Below are 18,424 nucleotides of genomic sequence, written 5' to 3' on the forward strand. Positions count from 1 at the left end.
TTACATACCTCAAAATGGTTACTTGATCTTGGTCAATAAATATTTATTTCACGATGAAAAATATATTAAAAACACGTTTATCGTTCGAAATGAGGAGCTCTATAAATAAACTAAAGTATGAAACAACCAAGACAATTGCATTTTGTTCAATTAGTTAGCTATCAATTACGATAAGAAAACAATATCACCTTAAAAGTTTGTGTATTCAATAGATTAATTTTTGGTTAATAGAATGTTCAATAACCAAAACTGATGTTCAACACCGTTTCTTATATTTACGTTAGATTTGCAATCCAATTAATCGCTAAGAAAATTCGCACAAAATGGTCAACCTTATTTTATATAGCTAAGTATTTGAGTATATAAATTAGGTAATGAAAGGTTCTTCGTAACTTAACATAGCCAAAGTCATAACTGGATGTGCACACATTACTTCCAACTACAGTTCTCATGGCCAACCGGTAACGATTTTAACTCCCCCCCTGTTCCAGACACAGAGGGCTTTAGCCTTAACCATTAATAACTACATTATTTCAGCAACTTAAGTGAACATCATTCGCAAAATCTCAGAAAAGACTATTTATATCACTAGAGTTCACACGGCAGAAAAATCGAGGTAATGCGTACGACAAAGACGCCTCCCCCTTTCATAATTGACCTTTATTTAAGGAAACACTTAAATAGTGATAATAAATAATTGGCAATTATTATTTTTTTGAATAAATAAAATCACCTCATCTGACCAGAATGAATTTCAAGCCAACTAATAATGCCAACTTGATCACGCATAAAATGAGTTTATATATAAAACACTGTTTCAATGATCACACATTTTAGATATTCACATTTTAAAAAAAGTTTTTTTAGTTAAATTAAACACCGAACCACAATTACAAAAACGGTGTTTTAATATGAAAAAAGTACTTACTTCTGCCATTCTACTGGCTCTTACTGCTACTGCTGCTAACGCTGCTTCTCTTAACGTACGTCACGAGTTTGTACCTGAAGCTGGTGATATGAAGAGCGCTCATAAAGACCGCTTACTGCTGGATCACCGCTTCGCTAACGGTATTGGTATCAGTGCCGAAGTAAAATGGGGCTATAACAGTGATGGTCTAGACTTTGACAACATGAAGAGTAGTGGCCATGAAACTAAAGTTAGTTACAACTACAAGTTGACTGACACTTTCACTCTACAACCAGCTTATGCTCTAGATTCAAGCTCTACAGCTGTCACGCATAAGCTTGATCTAAAAGCAACTCAAAAGCTTTCTGACGATTGGAGCGTTGATCTACGTTACCGTTACGGTTACAAAAACAATGCTTCTACAAGCGTAGACAGCCACTACAACCAATTAAACCTAACCAGTGGTTACAAAATGGGTGACTTCAAGTATGGACTTGATATCGAGTACAAATTTGATCAGTCTGCTGAAGCTGGCTACAAAGGTGATAACCAATACCTAAGCTTAGTAAACCTATCTGCAGAATACTCTGGTTTTGAAAGTGGTTGGCGCCCGTTTGGTGAGTTCGGTATGGTTGCACAAAATACAGATACTTCTGAAAATGCTGTGGGTAAAGATAGCTACGAGCCACGTTTCCGTGTTGGTGTGAAGTACAGCTTCTAATTTGACCTGAAAGTAAATCCTAACTGTCTTTTCAAGGCTGACTTAACATCCACTAAGTCAGCCTTTTTTAATGCTTTAATAAGGTGAGCTATGAAACTATCAAGAATTACCCTAGCGATTAGTGGTGCTTTGGCACTTAGTGCCTGCTCTATGATGCAAACCGAAGTCACACCAGAGAGTTTAACCTGGCAAGCTATTACGTTCGGTCAATCTACAGATTTGAACTTTGGTTCCACAATACTGCCAGAAAAAGTGGGAACCAATGAAGTATTAGTAAATGGCAAACCAGTTAAAGCAGGCAAACTTGCAGAAACGTTCACTATTGAAAGCCGTGGCGGAAAATTGGCCAATTCCCACGAAGGCGTTACGTTTTATTACACTAAGATTCCTACCAATAAGAACTTCACCCTATCAGCTTCTATCGTCCTAGAGCAATTAGGCCCAGAAACTGGTTCTACGCCTAACCGTCAGGAAGGCGCAGGTATTATGGTTCGCGACATCATTGGCGAACCTCGACTAGATCCGCAACCTGAAGGATTAGAAGAATTCCCAGCAGCTTCAAACATGGTGATGAACCTGCTAAGAGCGAACAAAAAAGAAAATAATGGTTTGGTTGACGTCAATGCGAACTATCGTGAAGGCATTTATCAGCCTTGGGGAACTGGCGGAAACAAAATGGCTCGTGATGAGTTCCTAAAAGGTATTCCATTCACTGATGGTACTCCATTTAAAATGTCACTAAGCCGTAGCGATGCAGGTTACGTTGTTACCTATGATAATGGCACAATCAGTGAATCACGTGAAATCAAGGGTGCAAATGCCAATATCGTTAACATGCAAGACCCAGACAACCAATATGTCGGTTTCTTTGCATCCCGTAACGCAAAGATTTCAGTCAGTGACGTTCAAATCGAACTTAGCGATGCGCATACCCTTGATGCACCAAAATATTCAGCGAAATTGACGGATGTTGTCTTGCAACAGGCATCACCTGATAAAAGTGCAGTTGAAAACTACAGCCTGCAATCACGAGCAAACTACTCTGGTACTTTCAGTGTTAGCCAACAAGGTAAAGTGGTTGTAGAAAAGCAAGATGTTCCAGCGGGTGATTTCTTCCGTTTTGATGCAACACTTACCTCGCCTAGCACAGCGTTTACAGTTACATACACTCCAACCGAAGGTCCAGATTTCACACCTAAGACTTATGAACAGAAAGTAGACATGGTCAACTTAGTCGACCCAATGAATATATCTGTAAATCCAGATGGTAGTAATGGGCATTTGGATCTTGCTACCGCTATCGAACTTCTTGCGCCAGGTGGCATTATCACTTTAGAAGATGGTGACTACCAAGGCATCACCATTCCAGTTTCAGCGAGCGGTACGGCTGAATTGCCAAAAACGCTTTTGGCAAAAGGTGAGCACGTTCGCTTCCTTGGTGACATTCAACACAATGCTAGTTACTGGAACGTTTCAGACATTGAAGTTTCAGGAGCTCGCTATATTGTGTGGGGTAGCCATAACAACTTTGATTATATTGTAACGCACAGCGCTCCCGATACTGGCTTCCAGATAACTTCTCCCGACAAGTTAGGCCGAGCTTTATGGGCGAGTCACAACATCGTCAGCGACAGCGAAAGTTACAACAACATGGATGATTCTCAAATCAACGCAGATGGTTTCGCGGCCAAAATGCGAATTGGTGATGGCAATACATTCATCCGATGTGTTTCTCACCATAATATTGATGACGGTTGGGACTTATTCAACAAAGTAGAAGACGGTGCAAATGGCGTTGTGACTATTATTGATTCTGTTTCTTACAGAAACGGACAAACATTAACAGTTGCAGGGAAAGGCGGAAGTAGAGGTAACGGATTTAAGCTCGGAGGTGAGGGTTTACCTGTTGCTCACGTCGTGAAAAACAGCCTAGCTTTCCAAAACAACATGGATGGCTTTACTGACAACTTCAACCCTGGTTCTCTTGTACTTGAAAATAACGTTTCTATCGATAACAAACGTTTCAATTTCTTATTCCGCAAGAGCCCATACGCAGGTCAAGTTAAACAAGGTCATTTTGAAGACAACCGTTCATACCGTTTCTTTGTTGAAAGCCAATATAGTGATGTTGTAAACGGCGAAACCTTGGTTAACAACCAGTTCTATGTAGACGGTCATACTGTTGACCAAAACGGAAAAGCCGCGAAGGAAGATGTCAGTGCACTTAAGAATGCAAGCGATGTCACTTCTGCTGACGAAGAGTCAATGCGCATGCAAGTGGAAAAACTACGTTCGCTAGTGAACTAATTATTTCCATCATTAAAAGGCTCAGTCAATCTGAGCCTTTTTCATTTGAACGCAGTTTTAAAACGTAGTAGAACGAAGCAAAACAAATCAATAAGTTAATTAAACAGGCTTAGCTATGAATAGTGAACACGACATAATTGTGGATTCGTCTGGACATGGAGACGTCACCACAATTCAGCAAGCATTAAATTTGGCACCGAATGGCGATACCCCATTTACGATTTTCATCAAACCGGGACGGTACGAAGAGAAATTGCATATTACTCGTCCCAACATCCATTTAATCGGAACATCTAAATCAAGCACTATCATTAGCTATACCGATGCTAACGGATTATTGGCTAAAGATGGCAAGATATGGGCTACCTACAACAGCTATGTTGTGAATGCCGATGCCACTGATATCACTTTCCAATCATTAACCATTGAAAACACTTTCGATTTCATTGGTAACCAACGAAAAGACAACACCGACTCATCTAAAATTTCTGCAACTCAAGCTGTCGCACTGCTGGTTGGGCACAAAGGAGACCAAGTTCAGTGTAGAGATTGCACACTCAAAAGCTTTCAAGACACTCTGTATGTAAGTTCTGGAAGAAGCTATTTCGAATCCACAGATATTTGGGGAACTGTTGACTTTATTTTCGGAGGTGGCACAGCTGTATTTAATCACTGCGAATTGATATGCCGATGGCGAGAAGACACAGTTGAAAACGATCCATTAGGTTACGTCAGTGCCCCTAGTACGCTAATCGAACAAGAGTATGGGTTGGTTTTCTATCGCTGCAATTTAATGAAAGAGAACGAAAGAGTTCCTAATAAAAGTTATCGACTTGGCCGACCATGGCACCCCACTACTGAGTTTACCGATGGCAGCTATGCCAACCCAAATGCAATTGGACATTGCGCATACATAGAGTGCACGTTTGACAACCATATTCACGGCTGGGACAAAATGCATGGTAAGTCGAAAGAAGGATCGCAAATTTGGTTTTATGCCGAAGATTCGAGATTTCATACATTTAAAAACCAAGCAACATCAACACACGTAGTGCCGAATGACTTTGAGATGAACCAAGATCAGTTCAGTACATACACAATGAAAGCTATTTTCCCACATTGGCAACCTAGTCTGATGAGAAATTTGATTCTCTAGCCCGTATGCATCGCATGTTGCGCGTCCAATCCATTCGTTAACGACAAGATACTCCGCAACAGATTCTCACTGTTAGAATGAACTAATAGTGAGAATTAATCCAAATCTGACACCCGCCACTGGCGACTATCGCCTAAAATCAAACTGTACAAATAACACCCAGACATTGATACCCGTAATGGTAAGTATCACGAAACAAAGCAAACGTTTATATAAATTCCAATTCTGACAAAACGCTATTAAGCCTTATGCAGCATAGGAAATAGATGAATTCATAGACAAACAAAGTCACACAAAATGTAATGTTTTCTGATTGCAATAAACATTTTGAAAATGCTAATCTATTTAAAATAAACCGACGTTTTGATTTTAATCACATACTTTTCTAATTTTTTGGTAGAAAATACCTGAAAATTTTTTTTGATGTAAAACTTATGAGATATCACTATGCAATATGATTACATTGTAATAGCTGGCTACTTCGCACTGATGGTTGCGATCAGTCTGCTATTCAAAAAAATGGCTAGCAATAGCACCAGTGACTACTTCCGTGGGGGCGGTAAAATGCTCTGGTGGATGGTTGGTGCAACAGCATTCATGACTCAATTCTCTGCTTGGACCTTTACAGGTGCAGCAGGTAAAGCCTTCAGTGATGGCTTTGCAATTCTAGCCGTGTTCGTTGGTAACATGGTTGCATATGTATTTGCATACTTCTACTTTGCACGTCGTTTCCGTCAAATGCGCGTTGACACTCCTACTGAAGCTGTTAAACGTCGTTTCGGTGATACGAACGAGCAATTCTTCACTTGGGTTATCATTCCACTTAGCGTAATCAACGCTGGTGTTTGGTTGAACGGTCTAGGTGTATTTGCTTCAGCAGTATTTAATGCAGACATCACAACAACAATTTATGTAACAGGTGCAGCGGTTCTAATCATCTCTCTTCTGAGTGGTGCTTGGGGTGTTGTAGCATCAGACTTTATTCAAACTCTGATCGTTGCTGTTATTTCAATTGCTTGTGCGGCTGTTGCTTTATACTTCGTTGGCGGTCCTTCTGAAATCATCAATAACTTCCCTGGTGGTTTCGTAATGGGTCCAGACATGAACTACCCATTACTGCTTGTTGGTTCTTTCTTCTTCTTCATCGTGAAGCAGCTTCAAAGTATCAACAACATGCAGGAATCTTACCGTTTCCTAAACGCTAAAGACTCTAAGAACGCAAGCAAAGCGGCTCTTATGGCTCTAGTGATGATGGTGTTTGGTGCAATCATTTGGTTCATCCCACCATGGGCTTCTGCAATCATGTATCCTGATGCAGCTGCGGCATACCCTAACCTAGGCGCTAAAGCTAGCGATGCGGTTTACCTAGTGTTTGCTCGTGAGACAATGCCTCTTGGTACTGTTGGTCTACTAATGGCTGGTCTGTTCGCTGCAACCATGTCTTCTATGGACTCAGCACTGAACCGTAACTCAGGTATCTTCGTACGTAGCTTCTACGCAACTATCGTGCGTAAAGGCAAAGCAAACGACAAAGAACTTCTACGTGCAGGTCAAATCGCTTGTACTATCAACGGTATCTTAGTAATTCTAATGGCTCAGTTCTTCAGCTCACTGAAACACCTAAGCCTATTCGATCTAATGATGCAAGTTGCGACGCTACTTCAATCGCCAATCCTAGTACCACTATTCCTAGGTATCCTTATCCGTAAGACGCCAAAATGGGCTCCTTGGGTAACTGTTATCTTCGGTATGTTTGTATCTTGGTTAGTAGTAAACGTATTTACTCCTAGCTACGTGGCAAGCTGGTTCGGTATTGAAGAGCTGACTCGTCGTGAGACTGGCGAAATGAAGACCATGATCACAATCGCAGCTCACCTATTCCTAACTGCTGGTTTCTTCTGTCTAACAACTCTATTCTACAAAGAAGAGAAAGACACTCATAAAGAAGTGGCGGTTGAATTCTTCAAAGACGTTGACACTGAATGTGTTGAAGAAGAAGGACAAGACGTGGTTGACCGTATGCAACGCGCTAAACTAGGTACTCTAGTTATCTACATGGCGGCAGGTCTAACAACCATGGTTCTGATTCCAAACCCACTATGGGGACGCCTACTGTTCTTGGCATGTGCAGCATCAGTATTCGCTGTTGGCTACGGTCTGAAGAAGAGTGCAAAAATTGACGATTTGAACAACACAATTTCTGTTCGTTAATCAATCTTAAGTAGGCAGCGTTTGGCTGCCTACTTCATTTATATTAGGAGATTTATCGTGGCTAAAGGTGACATCCTAAACCTTGAATTCGAAACTTTTACTGATAGTGACACTAACGTAAAAGTAACGCGTATTACCCCTAAAGACGTAATCTGTCATCGTAACTACTTCTACCAGAAGTGTTTCACTAACAACGGTGAAAAGCTGCTTCTTGCTGGTGATTTTGACGGTAACCGTAACTATTACCTTGTTGATCTTAAAACTCAAAAAGCAACTCAGCTTACCGAAGGTAAAGGCGACAACACATTTGGTGGTTTCATTTCTACCGATGACAAGTCATTCTTCTATGTGAAAAGCGAACTCAACCTAATGCAGGTTGATCTTGAGACCCTTGAAGAGCGCGTGGTTTACACGGTTGATCCAGAATGGAAAGGCTACGGCACTTGGGTTGCAAACTCTGACTGTACTAAGCTAGTAGGTATCGAAATTCTTAGAGCAGATTGGGCTCCCCTCACTTCTTGGGAAAAATTCGCTGAGTTTTACCATACAAACCCAACGTGTCGTCTAATCAAAGTAGACATCGCGACTGGCGAGCTAGAAGTTGTTCACCAAGATAAAGCATGGTTAGGCCACCCTATCTACCGTCCATTCGACGACTCAACTGTTGGCTTCTGTCACGAAGGTCCACACGACTTAGTTGACGCTCGTATGTGGCTAGTAAACGAAGACGGTAGCAACGTTCGTAAGATCAAAGAACATGCTCCTGGCGAGTCTTGCACGCACGAATTCTGGATCCCAGATGGTAGTGCAATGGCATACGTATCTTACTTCAAAGGCCAATCAGATCGCGTTATCTACAAAGCGAACCCTGAGACTTTAGAAAACGAAGAAGTCATGGTAATGCCACCATGTTCACACCTAATGAGTAACTTTGACGGTTCTCTAATGGTGGGTGATGGTTGTGATGCTCCAGTAGACGTTGCAGATGCAGAAAGCTACGACATTGAAAACGACCCGTTCTTATATGTCCTAAACACTAAAGCAAAAACTGCGACTAAACTTTGTAAACACAGCACATCATGGGATGTACTAAACGGTGACCGTCAGATTACGCACCCACACCCATCATTCACTCCTGGTGATGATGGCGTTCTGTTTACCAGTGACTTCGAAGGCGTACCTGCTGTTTACATTGCAGACCTACCAGAGTCATTCAAAGCTTAAATTAGGCTTTAGACGAAAAAACCGAGGCTTAGTACCTCGGTTTTTTATTACCTCTATTTTGTTATCTATTGGCAATTCGCAAAGCAGCAATTATTTGGCGATATGCATGTACTCAATAATAACTTGGTTGCCTTCTACATGTACTTTCTGAATCTCACCATCGACACTGATTCTATTTTGTAAATAGACCGCTGACTCCCCTCTCCCATATTGATATTTCAACGTAGGTAAAACATTCTCAGGTTCAACATGTAAATGCTTACAGAATTTCGTCACAAACGACATAGATAGTGGCTCAGTACCACGTAATAGATTGGAAAACTCGACTTGGCTTACTCCAAGACGTTTAGTTATCTCCATTTGGGTTAGATGCATTTTCGCTTTTTGCGACATCCATACATCATATAAGGCTTTGCGATCCTCTTGGCAAAACTCCATGCGACTTCCCTTAACTCATCACTCATTTATATGGGTACAATGCCAAATCATTATATGAAAAATGTCAGTACTGAGTGAGTTTCTGTCCAAGGTTTTTGCAAAAAATCTCCTTTCGAAGCATTAAAAAGGACTTAGAACAGTAAGGGGAAAAGTATTGGTTAGAATTCAACCAATAAAAGAAAAAAGCCGTACATAGTTAAACTACATACGGCTTCTTGTTAAAGCATCTAAAAATTAGTCTGCGTAAGGGTAATCTGTACAGCCTAATTTTTGTGAAATACGGCGAGCTGCTGCGTGAAGCTCACAAATGTACTCAGCTTTTTTCTCTTCAGTAAAACGAATAGTTGGAAGAGAAATACTTAAACCTGCAATAACTTGGTTGAAACGATCGTAAACAGGAACAGCAATACATCTTAAACCGATTTCCTGTTCTTCAACGTCTTCCGCAAAACCTTGCTCTTTCACTAGTGCAAGCTCAACCAGTAGCGAGTCTACATCTTTGTGAGTACGCTCTGTCGTTTGAACGAATTCAACTTCAGCAAGAATATCGCGAACTTCTTGTTCTGGACGAACACAAAGCAGTACTTTACCGATTGCAGTTGAATATAGAGGGTTTCGACGGCCGATACGCGATTGCATACGCAAGTTATACTTAGAGTCCAACTTGTGTACATAAATAATACTGTCGCCATCAAGCGCACCTAAGTGCAGTGCTTCCATAGTCAAATCAGAGATTCGTCGCATTTCGCCATTCGCTAATTCCACTAAATCAACGTATTCAAGTGCAGCAGCACCCAGTTCGAATAGCTTTAGAGTTAGCGAATAGTTCTCGGTTTCGCCTTCTTGAGAGACATAACCAAGAGACTTCATCGTTTGTAGAAAACGATATACCGTACTTTTCGACATCATTAATCGTTGGGCTAACTCGCTAATGCCAATATCTTTTTGCGTAGCAAGCGCCTGTAAAATTCCGAATGTTTTTAATACGGATGAAACCGATTCGGGTTGCTTGTCAGCTGTCATCTTGTCTTACCTATTTTTAATATTCATTTTTATCGACACACTCTATATCGCCCAATAGACAGTTGGCATGAGTTCGATTCAAGTAGAATGCCGCCCAGAGCAGCATTCAAAAAAACTAAAACACGTTTCCAAACGATCAAACGTCCACCCGTTAATTTAAAATAATGCGCTATAAAAAAATAGGGTTCAGTTATCTTTTTTCGTAATTAATCGCTGAAATTAACAGATTTAGTGACTTTTATTGCCTTTCACACAAAAAAAGGCAAATAGTCAAACAATTACATATCAATCTATAAACATTATCTTCATGCTGTTTAGATCACAAAATCACTCACTAGAGCTCGCTGTTTAGTGGAAACTTGCTTGATCTCTTCGACACTGCCGGACAGTGCTTCAACACTCTTACTGTTACTCTGTGCACTGATTTTTATAGCCGACAACTTTTCTACCATTATGTGGCTTGTCGTCAATTGTTGCGCGGTTGCTACTGATATTGCATGAGACATTTCAGCCGCAGTATCAATACACAACTTCACTTCTTTAACCGCATCGTAGGAGATCTGTGAACTGTGTGTCGCCTCTACCATGCTAGTTTTACACTGCTGTATGAGTTTAACGGATTGTGAAACACTTTGTTGTAGTGACTGGATATTACCAAGAATACCATTGGTCGATTCAGTCGTGTTCGTTGCAAGCTGACGAACTTCATCCGCTACAACAGCAAAACCTCGACCGTGTTGCCCCGCTCTCGCTGCTTCTATTGCTGCATTTAGAGCCAACAAATTTGTTTGATCTGCAATTTCTTCAATCATGGCAAGCGCAGATTCGATTTGCTTCGCATCCTTCACAAGATGATCAATCGTGGCTACAGCTTGGTCTAATAAAGCCGATGTCGAGCTGATGCATCTATCGTTTAACTTGATGTGCTCATAGCCCTTTTGAGACTCTTCTACAGCCAAAGCCATCCTGTCATTGGTCGCTTTTGCCTGCTGAGCTACATGTTTGATAACACCTTCCATCTCTTCCGTTAGAGAAGCGACTTCATCGGTCAATTCAACTTGCTGTTGAACTGCTAGCTGAGTTTGGCGTGCGTGGACACTATTGTGTTCAACCACTTCATTAAGTGAATGAGACGATTGTTGTAACTGCCCAAGCAAACCACACTGTAGTTCTCGAACAGATTCAACATGCTTCGCCAGCCAAGCCATTTCACGGCTTTTGCTGTAGGTTGTTTTATGAGTAAGATCTCGATTGGCCATCGCATTTAGAACCAACCTCAGCGCTTTCAAGCCTGTTTGGATATTTCGAGATGTTGCAATTACAAGCCCTAGCGAAAGAAAGCCTACAGCGATGATGAAAGCAACTAATTGTAATATATAGCGGCTTTGTTGCTCTTTTACTTCCAACACCTTGTTTTGCGCTTCAACGATAACCAAATCCCTAAATGATTCTAACGCGTTTATTTGTTCTCTAACGTTGTGCGACATCCCTTCTGTCATATTCTTTTCTTGCTGAGACAATCTAATCATCTGCAAATGGTTACCGGCCACACCATCTTCGCTTACGCTATGCGCAATCAATGCCTCTATCAGAGTTATATTACGTTTTGAAACATTGCTCGTGCGCGATGCTAAGTCAGACACCATGACAGTGATATCTTGACCAATGGCCTTATTCTTCTCGTAAAAGGCTTCGACTTCCTCAATTTTAACCGAATCAAGAGCCTTATCTGTATTAAACATTAAAGAGTCGAGGCGGCTACTCAGATTTTCAGCCAACATTGCGTTATTAATGTTGGATTCAGTTGCGCTCAAGGTATAAATAAAACGTTTAACTTGGGCAGAGAGTAAGCGATATTCTCGAGTATATTTTTCTTGAGATATACGCAATTCATCGTGCGTTTGCATCATATCAGTCAAACGTTGAAAATCTTGGTCAAAGCTCTCTTCCACTATCCATTTCAGGCTTGTACCTTCATGTTGTTTATCTATCTTGGCAATGGCTTGCTTGGAATAATGGACATGTTTTAAGACGTGTTCGCTTATTTCCTTCCAAGTCTCCGCATTAAAATGAGCAATATCCGATTCCAACTCAACCAACTCTTTTTCGACTATAGATAAAAGAGCAAGCTCATCCATTGAATACTTTCCTATGTAATCCAATTGATTGGTTAATTTTTGACTTTGCCAAAAACCGATACCACCAATCATTGCGATAACCACCAGCAAAAAGCTAGTGACAAAATAGAAGCGACTAACGATAGACATTTTGTGCCAAATATTCATGCAAGACCTCCAACGAAACAAGCCTTCTCAATATCCCTAATGAGAAGGCTTCAATTAATAGAATTAAACTAACTCTGCTGATATTTCCGGAGCCAATTCAGCTATGGGGACTGCTGCAATTAGCTGCTGTGTATACGCTTGCTCAGGGTGATAAATCACTTGATCGACTGAGCCTTGCTCAACGATTTTTCCGTGTTGTAGCACTAACACTCGATCGCAGAAGTATTTCACTGTGGCAATATCATGGGTGATTAAAATGAATGCTGTTCCATAGACATTTTGGAACTCAATCAGTAAATCGAGCACTTGTGAACGCAGAGAAACATCTAGTGCAGCTGTTGCTTCATCTGCAATCACAACTTTAGGGATCGTCACCAAAGCTCGTGCAATCACTATCCTTTGCCTCTGACCACCGGAAAACGCATGAGGGTAGCGACTTGAGAACTGAGGAGGCAGCCCAACCCACTTCATGATGTTACGTACTCGCTCTTCACGTTCTGCTTTGTTCATTTCAGTGCGAAGCTTTAGAAGCGGTTCTTCGATGATATCGAATACTGTCATACGTGGATTTAATGATGACCAAGGGTCTTGGAAAATGAGTCGCAGATCGGCAAACAGCGGGTCACGTACGGCGCGCTTATAATTAGAGAGCTCAATTTCCACATCGCCTTTTTCATCGACATATTGAATCGTGCCAGATGTCGCCGGTGACATACCCAATATTGCTCGTCCCAATGTACTCTTACCTGACCCTGATTCACCCACAATACCCAACGATTCTCCCGGATACAGTTTGAGACAAGCGTTATCGACCGCGGTCATGGTGCTTTTTTTCTCAAACATTTTTGCAGGCTTATGGAAAACTTTGGTAACTCCACTCAAATCTAAAATAGGACGGATTTCCCTACCTTCTTGCAAACGAGATGCTTCTTGTAAACGGTACGGAACCTTAACTTTTGAAGGCTTTTCTAACGATCTCGTCGCTTCCATGAGCTTCTTAGTGTATGGATGCTCTGGACGTTCAAATACTTGTCGTACGCTTCCGCACTCGACCAACTCGCCCTTTTCCATCACCACTACTCGGTCTGAAATCTGCGCGACAACACCTAGATCATGAGTGATGAACAGTATCGCCATGCCAATTTCATCTTGGAGTTTTTTAAACAGCAGCAAAATTTCAGCTTGCGTCGTCACGTCCAGTGCCGTTGTAGGCTCATCGGCAATTAATATGTCTGGGCGAGAGGCAATTGCCATAGCAATCACCACACGTTGTCTCTGTCCACCAGACAATTCGAATGAGTACTTGTTAATCAAGCTAGCAGGTTCTGGCATCTGAACCTGTTCAAGAAGCTCTATCGCACGTAAGTGTGCTTCTTGCTTAGTAATGCTTGGTTCCACTAAACAAAGTACTTCTTTGATTTGATCACCTACAGTATGAACAGGGCTCAATGCAGCCATCGGTTCTTGTGATACCAAAGAGAAATTAAAGCAGCGTAAAGAACGCATACTTTTGCTTCTAGGGTCCATCTGCGCGATGTCAATGACATCACCGGTTTCTGTGGTATACAGAATTTCGCCAGAGTCGATACGCCCCGGCTTATCCAATAGCTGCATAATTGCCGATGACGTGACCGACTTACCCGAGCCCGACTCACCAATGACAGACAATGTTTCGCCACGATAAAGATCGAATGAGACATCCTTAACTGCATGGAAATGCTCCATGCTGGTTGGGAAACTCACGTGAAGATTTTTTACTTGTAGAATTTTATCGCTCATTATTTCGCACCTTGATCATGGTATGGGTCACACGCATCACGCAGGCCATCGCCAACGAAATTCATTGCCAGAATAACGACGATGACCGCCACAGCTGGAATCAACAACCACGTTGCTTCCGCCAAAGCTCGGATGTTTTGTGCTTCTTGAAGTAGAACTCCCCAACTCACCATTGGCGCTTGCAGACCTAAACCGAGGAAACTTAATGCTGTTTCGCCAAGGATCATCATAGGAATGGCAAGAGTCACAACCGCAATAATGTGGCTCATGAAATTCGGCACCATATAGCGACGAATAATTTCGAACGGGCTGTTACCATCCAACCATGCAGCGGCGACATACTCCTCTCCACGCAAAGACATAAAGCGGCTTCGCACTACTCGCGCCATATCTGGCCATGAAACAAGCCCCAAAATGATGGTGATTAAGAAATATTTCGTTAAAGAGCTCCATTCCGCTGGCAAAGAAGCGGAAAGCGCCATCCATAAGGGAAGAGTCGGAATAGATTTAATGAATTCAATGATACGTTGGATAACGTTATCTATCGTTCCGCCAAAGTAACCAGACACGCCACCAATCAAGATGCCCAAAACAAAAGTGGTGAATACCCCCATCAGACCTACAGACAAAGAAATACGCGCACCATAGATTAAGCGTGACAACATATCTCGACCCATACGGTCAGAGCCCAAGATAAAGAATGGTTGCTTTGTGTCATGAGGAACAATGAATTTGTAACTCATAGGAATAAAGCCCATAAGCTCATACGATTCTGTTTTTCCAAAAAACGAAAAGTACACTTTTTTATCTGGATCTAACTCGTAATGCCTTTTTAAGGTGCGTTTGTCAGTATTACTTTGGTAAAACTCTAGGTGTGGTGCCCAACGCCAACCTTCGTTCGTGTTTTCAAATAAGCTAACTGACTGCGGTGGTGCGTAGGTATAACGACGCCAGTTTTCACTAGGGTCGAAAGGAGCAAAGAACTCAGCGAATGCTGCAATAACGTAAACAATCACCAAAAACTTCAAACTGTACCAAGCCAGTTTGTGTTGACGCATTTTCAAACCAATCAGTTGCCACTGAGTTGCAGTACTTAAATCAATAGTTTTCTTGCGGCGCTTAAACAGATGCCCAAGATTTCGAATAGCAGACGTAGTCATAATTAAAACTCCTTCGCAACGCCAACACGTACTCGAGGATCAATCCAGTACAGTAAAAGGTCAGAAATCAAAGTACCGATAATGGTAAGAATGGACATAATCAAAAGAACGTCCCCTGCTACATACATGTCTTGAGAACGCAATGAAGCAAGCATCAATGGACCTAAAGTTGGAATGTTCATAACTTGGCTGACGATAATGTCTGCACCTAGAAGAGCGGGAAGCATCCAACCAATCGTTGACACAATCGGAAGCACGGCAATACGCACTGGATATTTCAGAATTAGTTTCGCCTCAGTCTGACCTTTCGCTCGGGCTGTTTTCACATAAGGCTTTTTAAGTTCATCAAGCAGGTTTGCTCGCATAATGCGGATGATGCCCGCCATACCCGCAGTGCCTACCACTAAGATGTAAATCCAACTTCTCGATGCGGCATCCATCAGTTTTGCCCAAGACATTGGCTGGTCGAGATATTCATCGGAATACAAGCCAGAAACGACGGTATCAAAGCTGTAATACCCGATAAGTAACGCAACAATCGCGATAACAAAGTTCGGGGTCGCCATACCAATGAAACCGAAAATCGTCGCAACATAATCGCCCCAGGAGTACTGACGCAAAGCTGAGTACATACCAATTGGGATAGCGACTAAAAATTGAAAGAAGAAGACAGCTGCTGCTAACGACACCGTTGGCCAAATTCGCGGTTCAATTGTGGTCCATACCGATTGGTTTGTGGTTAATGAGATACCCAGATCACCAACTAACAGTCCGGAAATCCAATTCAGATAACGCTCCCATAGTGGTTTATCCAACCCATACATTTCGCGCATGGTGAATATCATCTGTGGATCCACCGTTTGCCCCATAGACTGAAGCTCAGCAATTTTGGCAGAAGCAAAATCACCAGGAGGAAGATCAATGACAGCGAAAACGACAATAGATACAGCTAACAGTGTGACGAGAATCGACACCAGCCGCTTACCTGCAAACAGAAAAAAACTGCTCATTACTGTTCCTTATCTTGATACCAAAGATAATGACATCAAACTCTAAATAGTGTTTAAGGATGCGTTAAACGAATAAGTGCTTAGGAAACGCTTCATAAAACGCACCACTGACAAATTTAATAATTGCTATGAAAAGCCATAGAAATGCCCCACTGCCTTGTGGGGCAAAATCTATGCAAAGCTAAAAACTAAGCGATACTAATCGTTATTGGCTTTTCCAAAGCTGACTCATGCGCATTGGTCCCGGAGTTGGGAAGTTGTAGTTTTGCGGCATGTTTTCAGGAACGTTGTGCAGCTTATTGTTCACAACAACACCCGCAGGCATAGCTTCAACAGTACCCATGACATAGAAATTGTCCTTAGCGATTTGGATAATTTCTTTCATGTACTTCTGCTGATCTTCTTGAGAAGAGGTCTGCTTCAGTTTGTTCCACAAGTCAATTTGATGCTTGATATGCTTTGGCGGCTCTACTGCATACTCATTTTCAGGCTCGCTCGCCCATAAGTAATAACCTAGACCCCAAGTTGATTCCGGGCTAAATGGTAAGTAGAAACGCGCTTCATCGATGATACCCACACCGCCATCACCGATAATTGGGATGAGGTCGAAATCATTGGTCAAACGTAAGTTGATCACATGGTTAATTTCAAGCACACGAATATCCAAGAAAATGCCAGCCGCTTTCCATTGGTTCTTCACAAGCTCTAGAGAGTCAGCTAATACGCCCTTATTTGAAACTTTTGACAACGCTTCAATACGCAGACGCTCACCATTCTTCAATAAACGGTAACCTTCGCTGTCACGCTTGGTCAGACCAAGGGAATCAAGAATCTCATTCGCCTTTTTAAGATCAAACTCAGTGTATTGTTTCGCCATTTCTTCATCGAAGAACGGTGAAATGCTTAGTGGTGCAGCTTGATACGCTTCTACAGCACCTGAATAAACTGTCTCACTGATCTCTTCACGGTCAATAGCGTGTGAAAGTGCGATACGGAAATCTTTGTTTTGGAACAGTTCACGCTTAAGTGGGTCTTTCACTGTTTGGTTCAGTGCGATTGCCAGCTCAGTGCTTTGCGTATTTGGACGGAACTCATAGCTGTAGCCGCCTTTTTCTTCATTCTCAATCAACAAAGAACGGTAAGACGTTTGTCCAATGTGGCGATGTTGATAATCTGCTTCACCATTTGCAGCACGAAGTACCATCTCTTCTTGGTCTTCACTGTAACGCCAGCGAACAGCATCTAAGTACGGTAGCTGGTTGCCTTCAGTATCCACTTGCCAGTAGTAAGGGTTACGTTCAAATACTGCGTAACTCGCATTTGGTCCAGGAGGCGTTGTCACTTTCCACGCTGTTAGAACAGGACGATCAACGTTTGCGTAGTGTTCAATGAAGTAGTGCGCTTCACACTTAGTTGAAGCGTATTGGCGCCATGAGTCAAAGCCAGCCGCTTTCGCATTCTCTACCGCTTTATCATTAAACTTAGGCAAGAATTGAGAACAGTAGTGTTTAGGGAATGCGGTATAGCTTTCACTGTCCACTGTCGCTAGGCTGCGGATGAACAAACCATTAGGTTGCGCCAACGTGATTTTTACTCTGTGTGTATCTACCACTTCAGCTTTTGCAGAATCATGGTTAGGAAGAACTAGAGGACGGTTACCAGAATGCTCTGGGTCGCCTACGATATCATTGATATAGAAAGCAATATCTTCAGCAGTAAACGGTGTACCATCAGACCACTTCACACCTTTACGCAGATGGATGGTGAACTCTGTATTTTCTTCGTTTGAAGTAAAGCTGGTCGCTAAGTTAGGGATGACTTTCGAATACGTTGTATCGAAGTTAAACAGGTTGTCGTAAGCAATAGTACGAGTACGATGCCCGTTATCCACTACTTTACCGACCAAGTTTAACGTACCGCCATATTGACCAATTGACTCATTGGGCTCAACAATTAATGGGTTTTCAGGCAGGCGCTGCTCAACTTTCGGCAATTTGCCAGATTTCACCAATTCAGCCAGTTGAGGCGCTTCATTATAAGAGCCTGCCCAACTAGAAAAAGACAGTGCTGCGGTAACGGCAATCGCTGCTTTTCCAAGATGAGGTATCTTATTGTGTTTTTTCATATTTAACTCCATAAGATGATCTAATGTTTCAAGGTTTATGTTTTTAAGATTTTTAATGTCAATTTGATTGTCCTAGAT

Annotated in this window: 12 protein-coding genes; 5 read left to right on the forward strand and 7 right to left on the reverse strand. The window is 42.0% G+C overall.

The annotated features are described in order from the left end of the window. The first annotated feature begins 911 nt into the window (after window positions 1-911). The 5 genes from ACOSVQ_RS11425 to ACOSVQ_RS11445 all read left to right on the forward strand — a co-directional run bounded on the left by ACOSVQ_RS11425 (window position 912) and on the right by ACOSVQ_RS11445 (window position 8,526). Entirely contained in the window at window positions 912-1,628 is a 717-nt protein-coding gene (locus tag ACOSVQ_RS11425; protein WP_491982687.1) for an oligogalacturonate-specific porin KdgM family protein, read from the forward strand. A gap of 90 nt (window positions 1,629-1,718) precedes the next feature. Then, window positions 1,719-3,935, forward strand: coding sequence for a right-handed parallel beta-helix repeat-containing protein (locus tag ACOSVQ_RS11430; protein ID WP_491982688.1), 2,217 nt, complete (start codon window positions 1,719-1,721; stop codon window positions 3,933-3,935). Between the two features lie 115 nt (window positions 3,936-4,050). Continuing rightward, window positions 4,051-5,091: a pectinesterase family protein gene (locus ACOSVQ_RS11435; protein WP_491982689.1), complete on the forward strand. Its 1,041-nt coding sequence runs from the start codon at window positions 4,051-4,053 to the stop codon at window positions 5,089-5,091. 447 nt (window positions 5,092-5,538) lie between these two features. Continuing rightward, window positions 5,539-7,302 carry a sodium:solute symporter family protein gene (locus ACOSVQ_RS11440; RefSeq protein ID WP_491982690.1) on the forward strand — a complete coding sequence of 588 codons (1,764 nt, stop codon included), beginning with the start codon at window positions 5,539-5,541 and terminating at the stop codon, window positions 7,300-7,302. 57 nt (window positions 7,303-7,359) lie between these two features. Beyond that, entirely contained in the window at window positions 7,360-8,526 is a 1,167-nt protein-coding gene (locus tag ACOSVQ_RS11445; protein WP_491982691.1) for an oligogalacturonate lyase family protein, read from the forward strand. A gap of 90 nt (window positions 8,527-8,616) precedes the next feature. Here the strand turns inward: ACOSVQ_RS11445 and ACOSVQ_RS11450 are convergent, their stop codons facing one another. From ACOSVQ_RS11450 to ACOSVQ_RS11480, 7 genes are all read right to left on the reverse strand, one after another. Continuing rightward, complete coding sequence (locus tag ACOSVQ_RS11450) at window positions 8,617-8,964, reverse strand: helix-turn-helix domain-containing protein (RefSeq protein ID WP_491982692.1); 348 nt, start codon at window positions 8,962-8,964, stop codon at window positions 8,617-8,619. 234 nt (window positions 8,965-9,198) lie between these two features. Next, window positions 9,199-9,987 carry a DNA-binding transcriptional regulator KdgR gene (gene kdgR / locus ACOSVQ_RS11455; protein WP_491982693.1) on the reverse strand — a complete coding sequence of 263 codons (789 nt, stop codon included), beginning with the start codon at window positions 9,985-9,987 and terminating at the stop codon, window positions 9,199-9,201. Window positions 9,988-10,301: 314 nt separating this feature from the next. After that, window positions 10,302-12,272, reverse strand: a complete 1,971-nt coding sequence (locus ACOSVQ_RS11460; RefSeq protein ID WP_491982694.1) for a methyl-accepting chemotaxis protein — start codon at window positions 12,270-12,272, stop codon at window positions 10,302-10,304. Between the two features lie 63 nt (window positions 12,273-12,335). After that, the gene (locus tag ACOSVQ_RS11465; protein ID WP_491982695.1) at window positions 12,336-14,051 is read right to left on the reverse strand and encodes a dipeptide ABC transporter ATP-binding protein; all 1,716 of its coding nucleotides are present in this window, start codon (window positions 14,049-14,051) and stop codon (window positions 12,336-12,338) included. Continuing rightward, window positions 14,051-15,211, reverse strand: a complete 1,161-nt coding sequence (locus ACOSVQ_RS11470; protein ID WP_491982696.1) for an ABC transporter permease — start codon at window positions 15,209-15,211, stop codon at window positions 14,051-14,053. The genes ACOSVQ_RS11465 and ACOSVQ_RS11470 overlap by 1 nt, the downstream gene beginning before the upstream one ends. A gap of 2 nt (window positions 15,212-15,213) precedes the next feature. Further along, window positions 15,214-16,221: an ABC transporter permease gene (locus tag ACOSVQ_RS11475; protein ID WP_491982697.1), complete on the reverse strand. Its 1,008-nt coding sequence runs from the start codon at window positions 16,219-16,221 to the stop codon at window positions 15,214-15,216. Window positions 16,222-16,426: 205 nt separating this feature from the next. Further along, the gene (locus ACOSVQ_RS11480) at window positions 16,427-18,346 is read right to left on the reverse strand and encodes an ABC transporter substrate-binding protein (RefSeq protein ID WP_491982698.1); all 1,920 of its coding nucleotides are present in this window, start codon (window positions 18,344-18,346) and stop codon (window positions 16,427-16,429) included. Between the last annotated feature and the right edge of the window lie 78 nt (window positions 18,347-18,424).

This window comes from Vibrio sp. HM8-C (assembly GCF_058630515.1).

Excerpts from the sequence above, each read along its gene's own strand:
- ACOSVQ_RS11425 (WP_491982687.1), top strand. The coding sequence starts at position 912 with ATGAAAAAAGTACTTACTTCTGCCATTCTACTGGCTCTTACTGCTACT.
- ACOSVQ_RS11430 (WP_491982688.1), top strand. The coding sequence starts at position 1,719 with ATGAAACTATCAAGAATTACCCTAGCGATTAGTGGTGCTTTGGCACTT.
- ACOSVQ_RS11435 (WP_491982689.1), top strand. The coding sequence starts at position 4,051 with ATGAATAGTGAACACGACATAATTGTGGATTCGTCTGGACATGGAGAC.
- ACOSVQ_RS11440 (WP_491982690.1), top strand. The coding sequence starts at position 5,539 with ATGCAATATGATTACATTGTAATAGCTGGCTACTTCGCACTGATGGTT.
- ACOSVQ_RS11450 (WP_491982692.1), bottom strand. The coding sequence starts at position 8,964 with ATGGAGTTTTGCCAAGAGGATCGCAAAGCCTTATATGATGTATGGATG.
- kdgR (WP_491982693.1), bottom strand. The coding sequence starts at position 9,987 with ATGACAGCTGACAAGCAACCCGAATCGGTTTCATCCGTATTAAAAACA.
- ACOSVQ_RS11460 (WP_491982694.1), bottom strand. The coding sequence starts at position 12,272 with ATGAATATTTGGCACAAAATGTCTATCGTTAGTCGCTTCTATTTTGTC.
- ACOSVQ_RS11465 (WP_491982695.1), bottom strand. The coding sequence starts at position 14,051 with ATGAGCGATAAAATTCTACAAGTAAAAAATCTTCACGTGAGTTTCCCA.
- ACOSVQ_RS11470 (WP_491982696.1), bottom strand. The coding sequence starts at position 15,211 with ATGACTACGTCTGCTATTCGAAATCTTGGGCATCTGTTTAAGCGCCGC.
- ACOSVQ_RS11475 (WP_491982697.1), bottom strand. The coding sequence starts at position 16,221 with ATGAGCAGTTTTTTTCTGTTTGCAGGTAAGCGGCTGGTGTCGATTCTC.
- ACOSVQ_RS11480 (WP_491982698.1), bottom strand. The coding sequence starts at position 18,346 with ATGAAAAAACACAATAAGATACCTCATCTTGGAAAAGCAGCGATTGCC.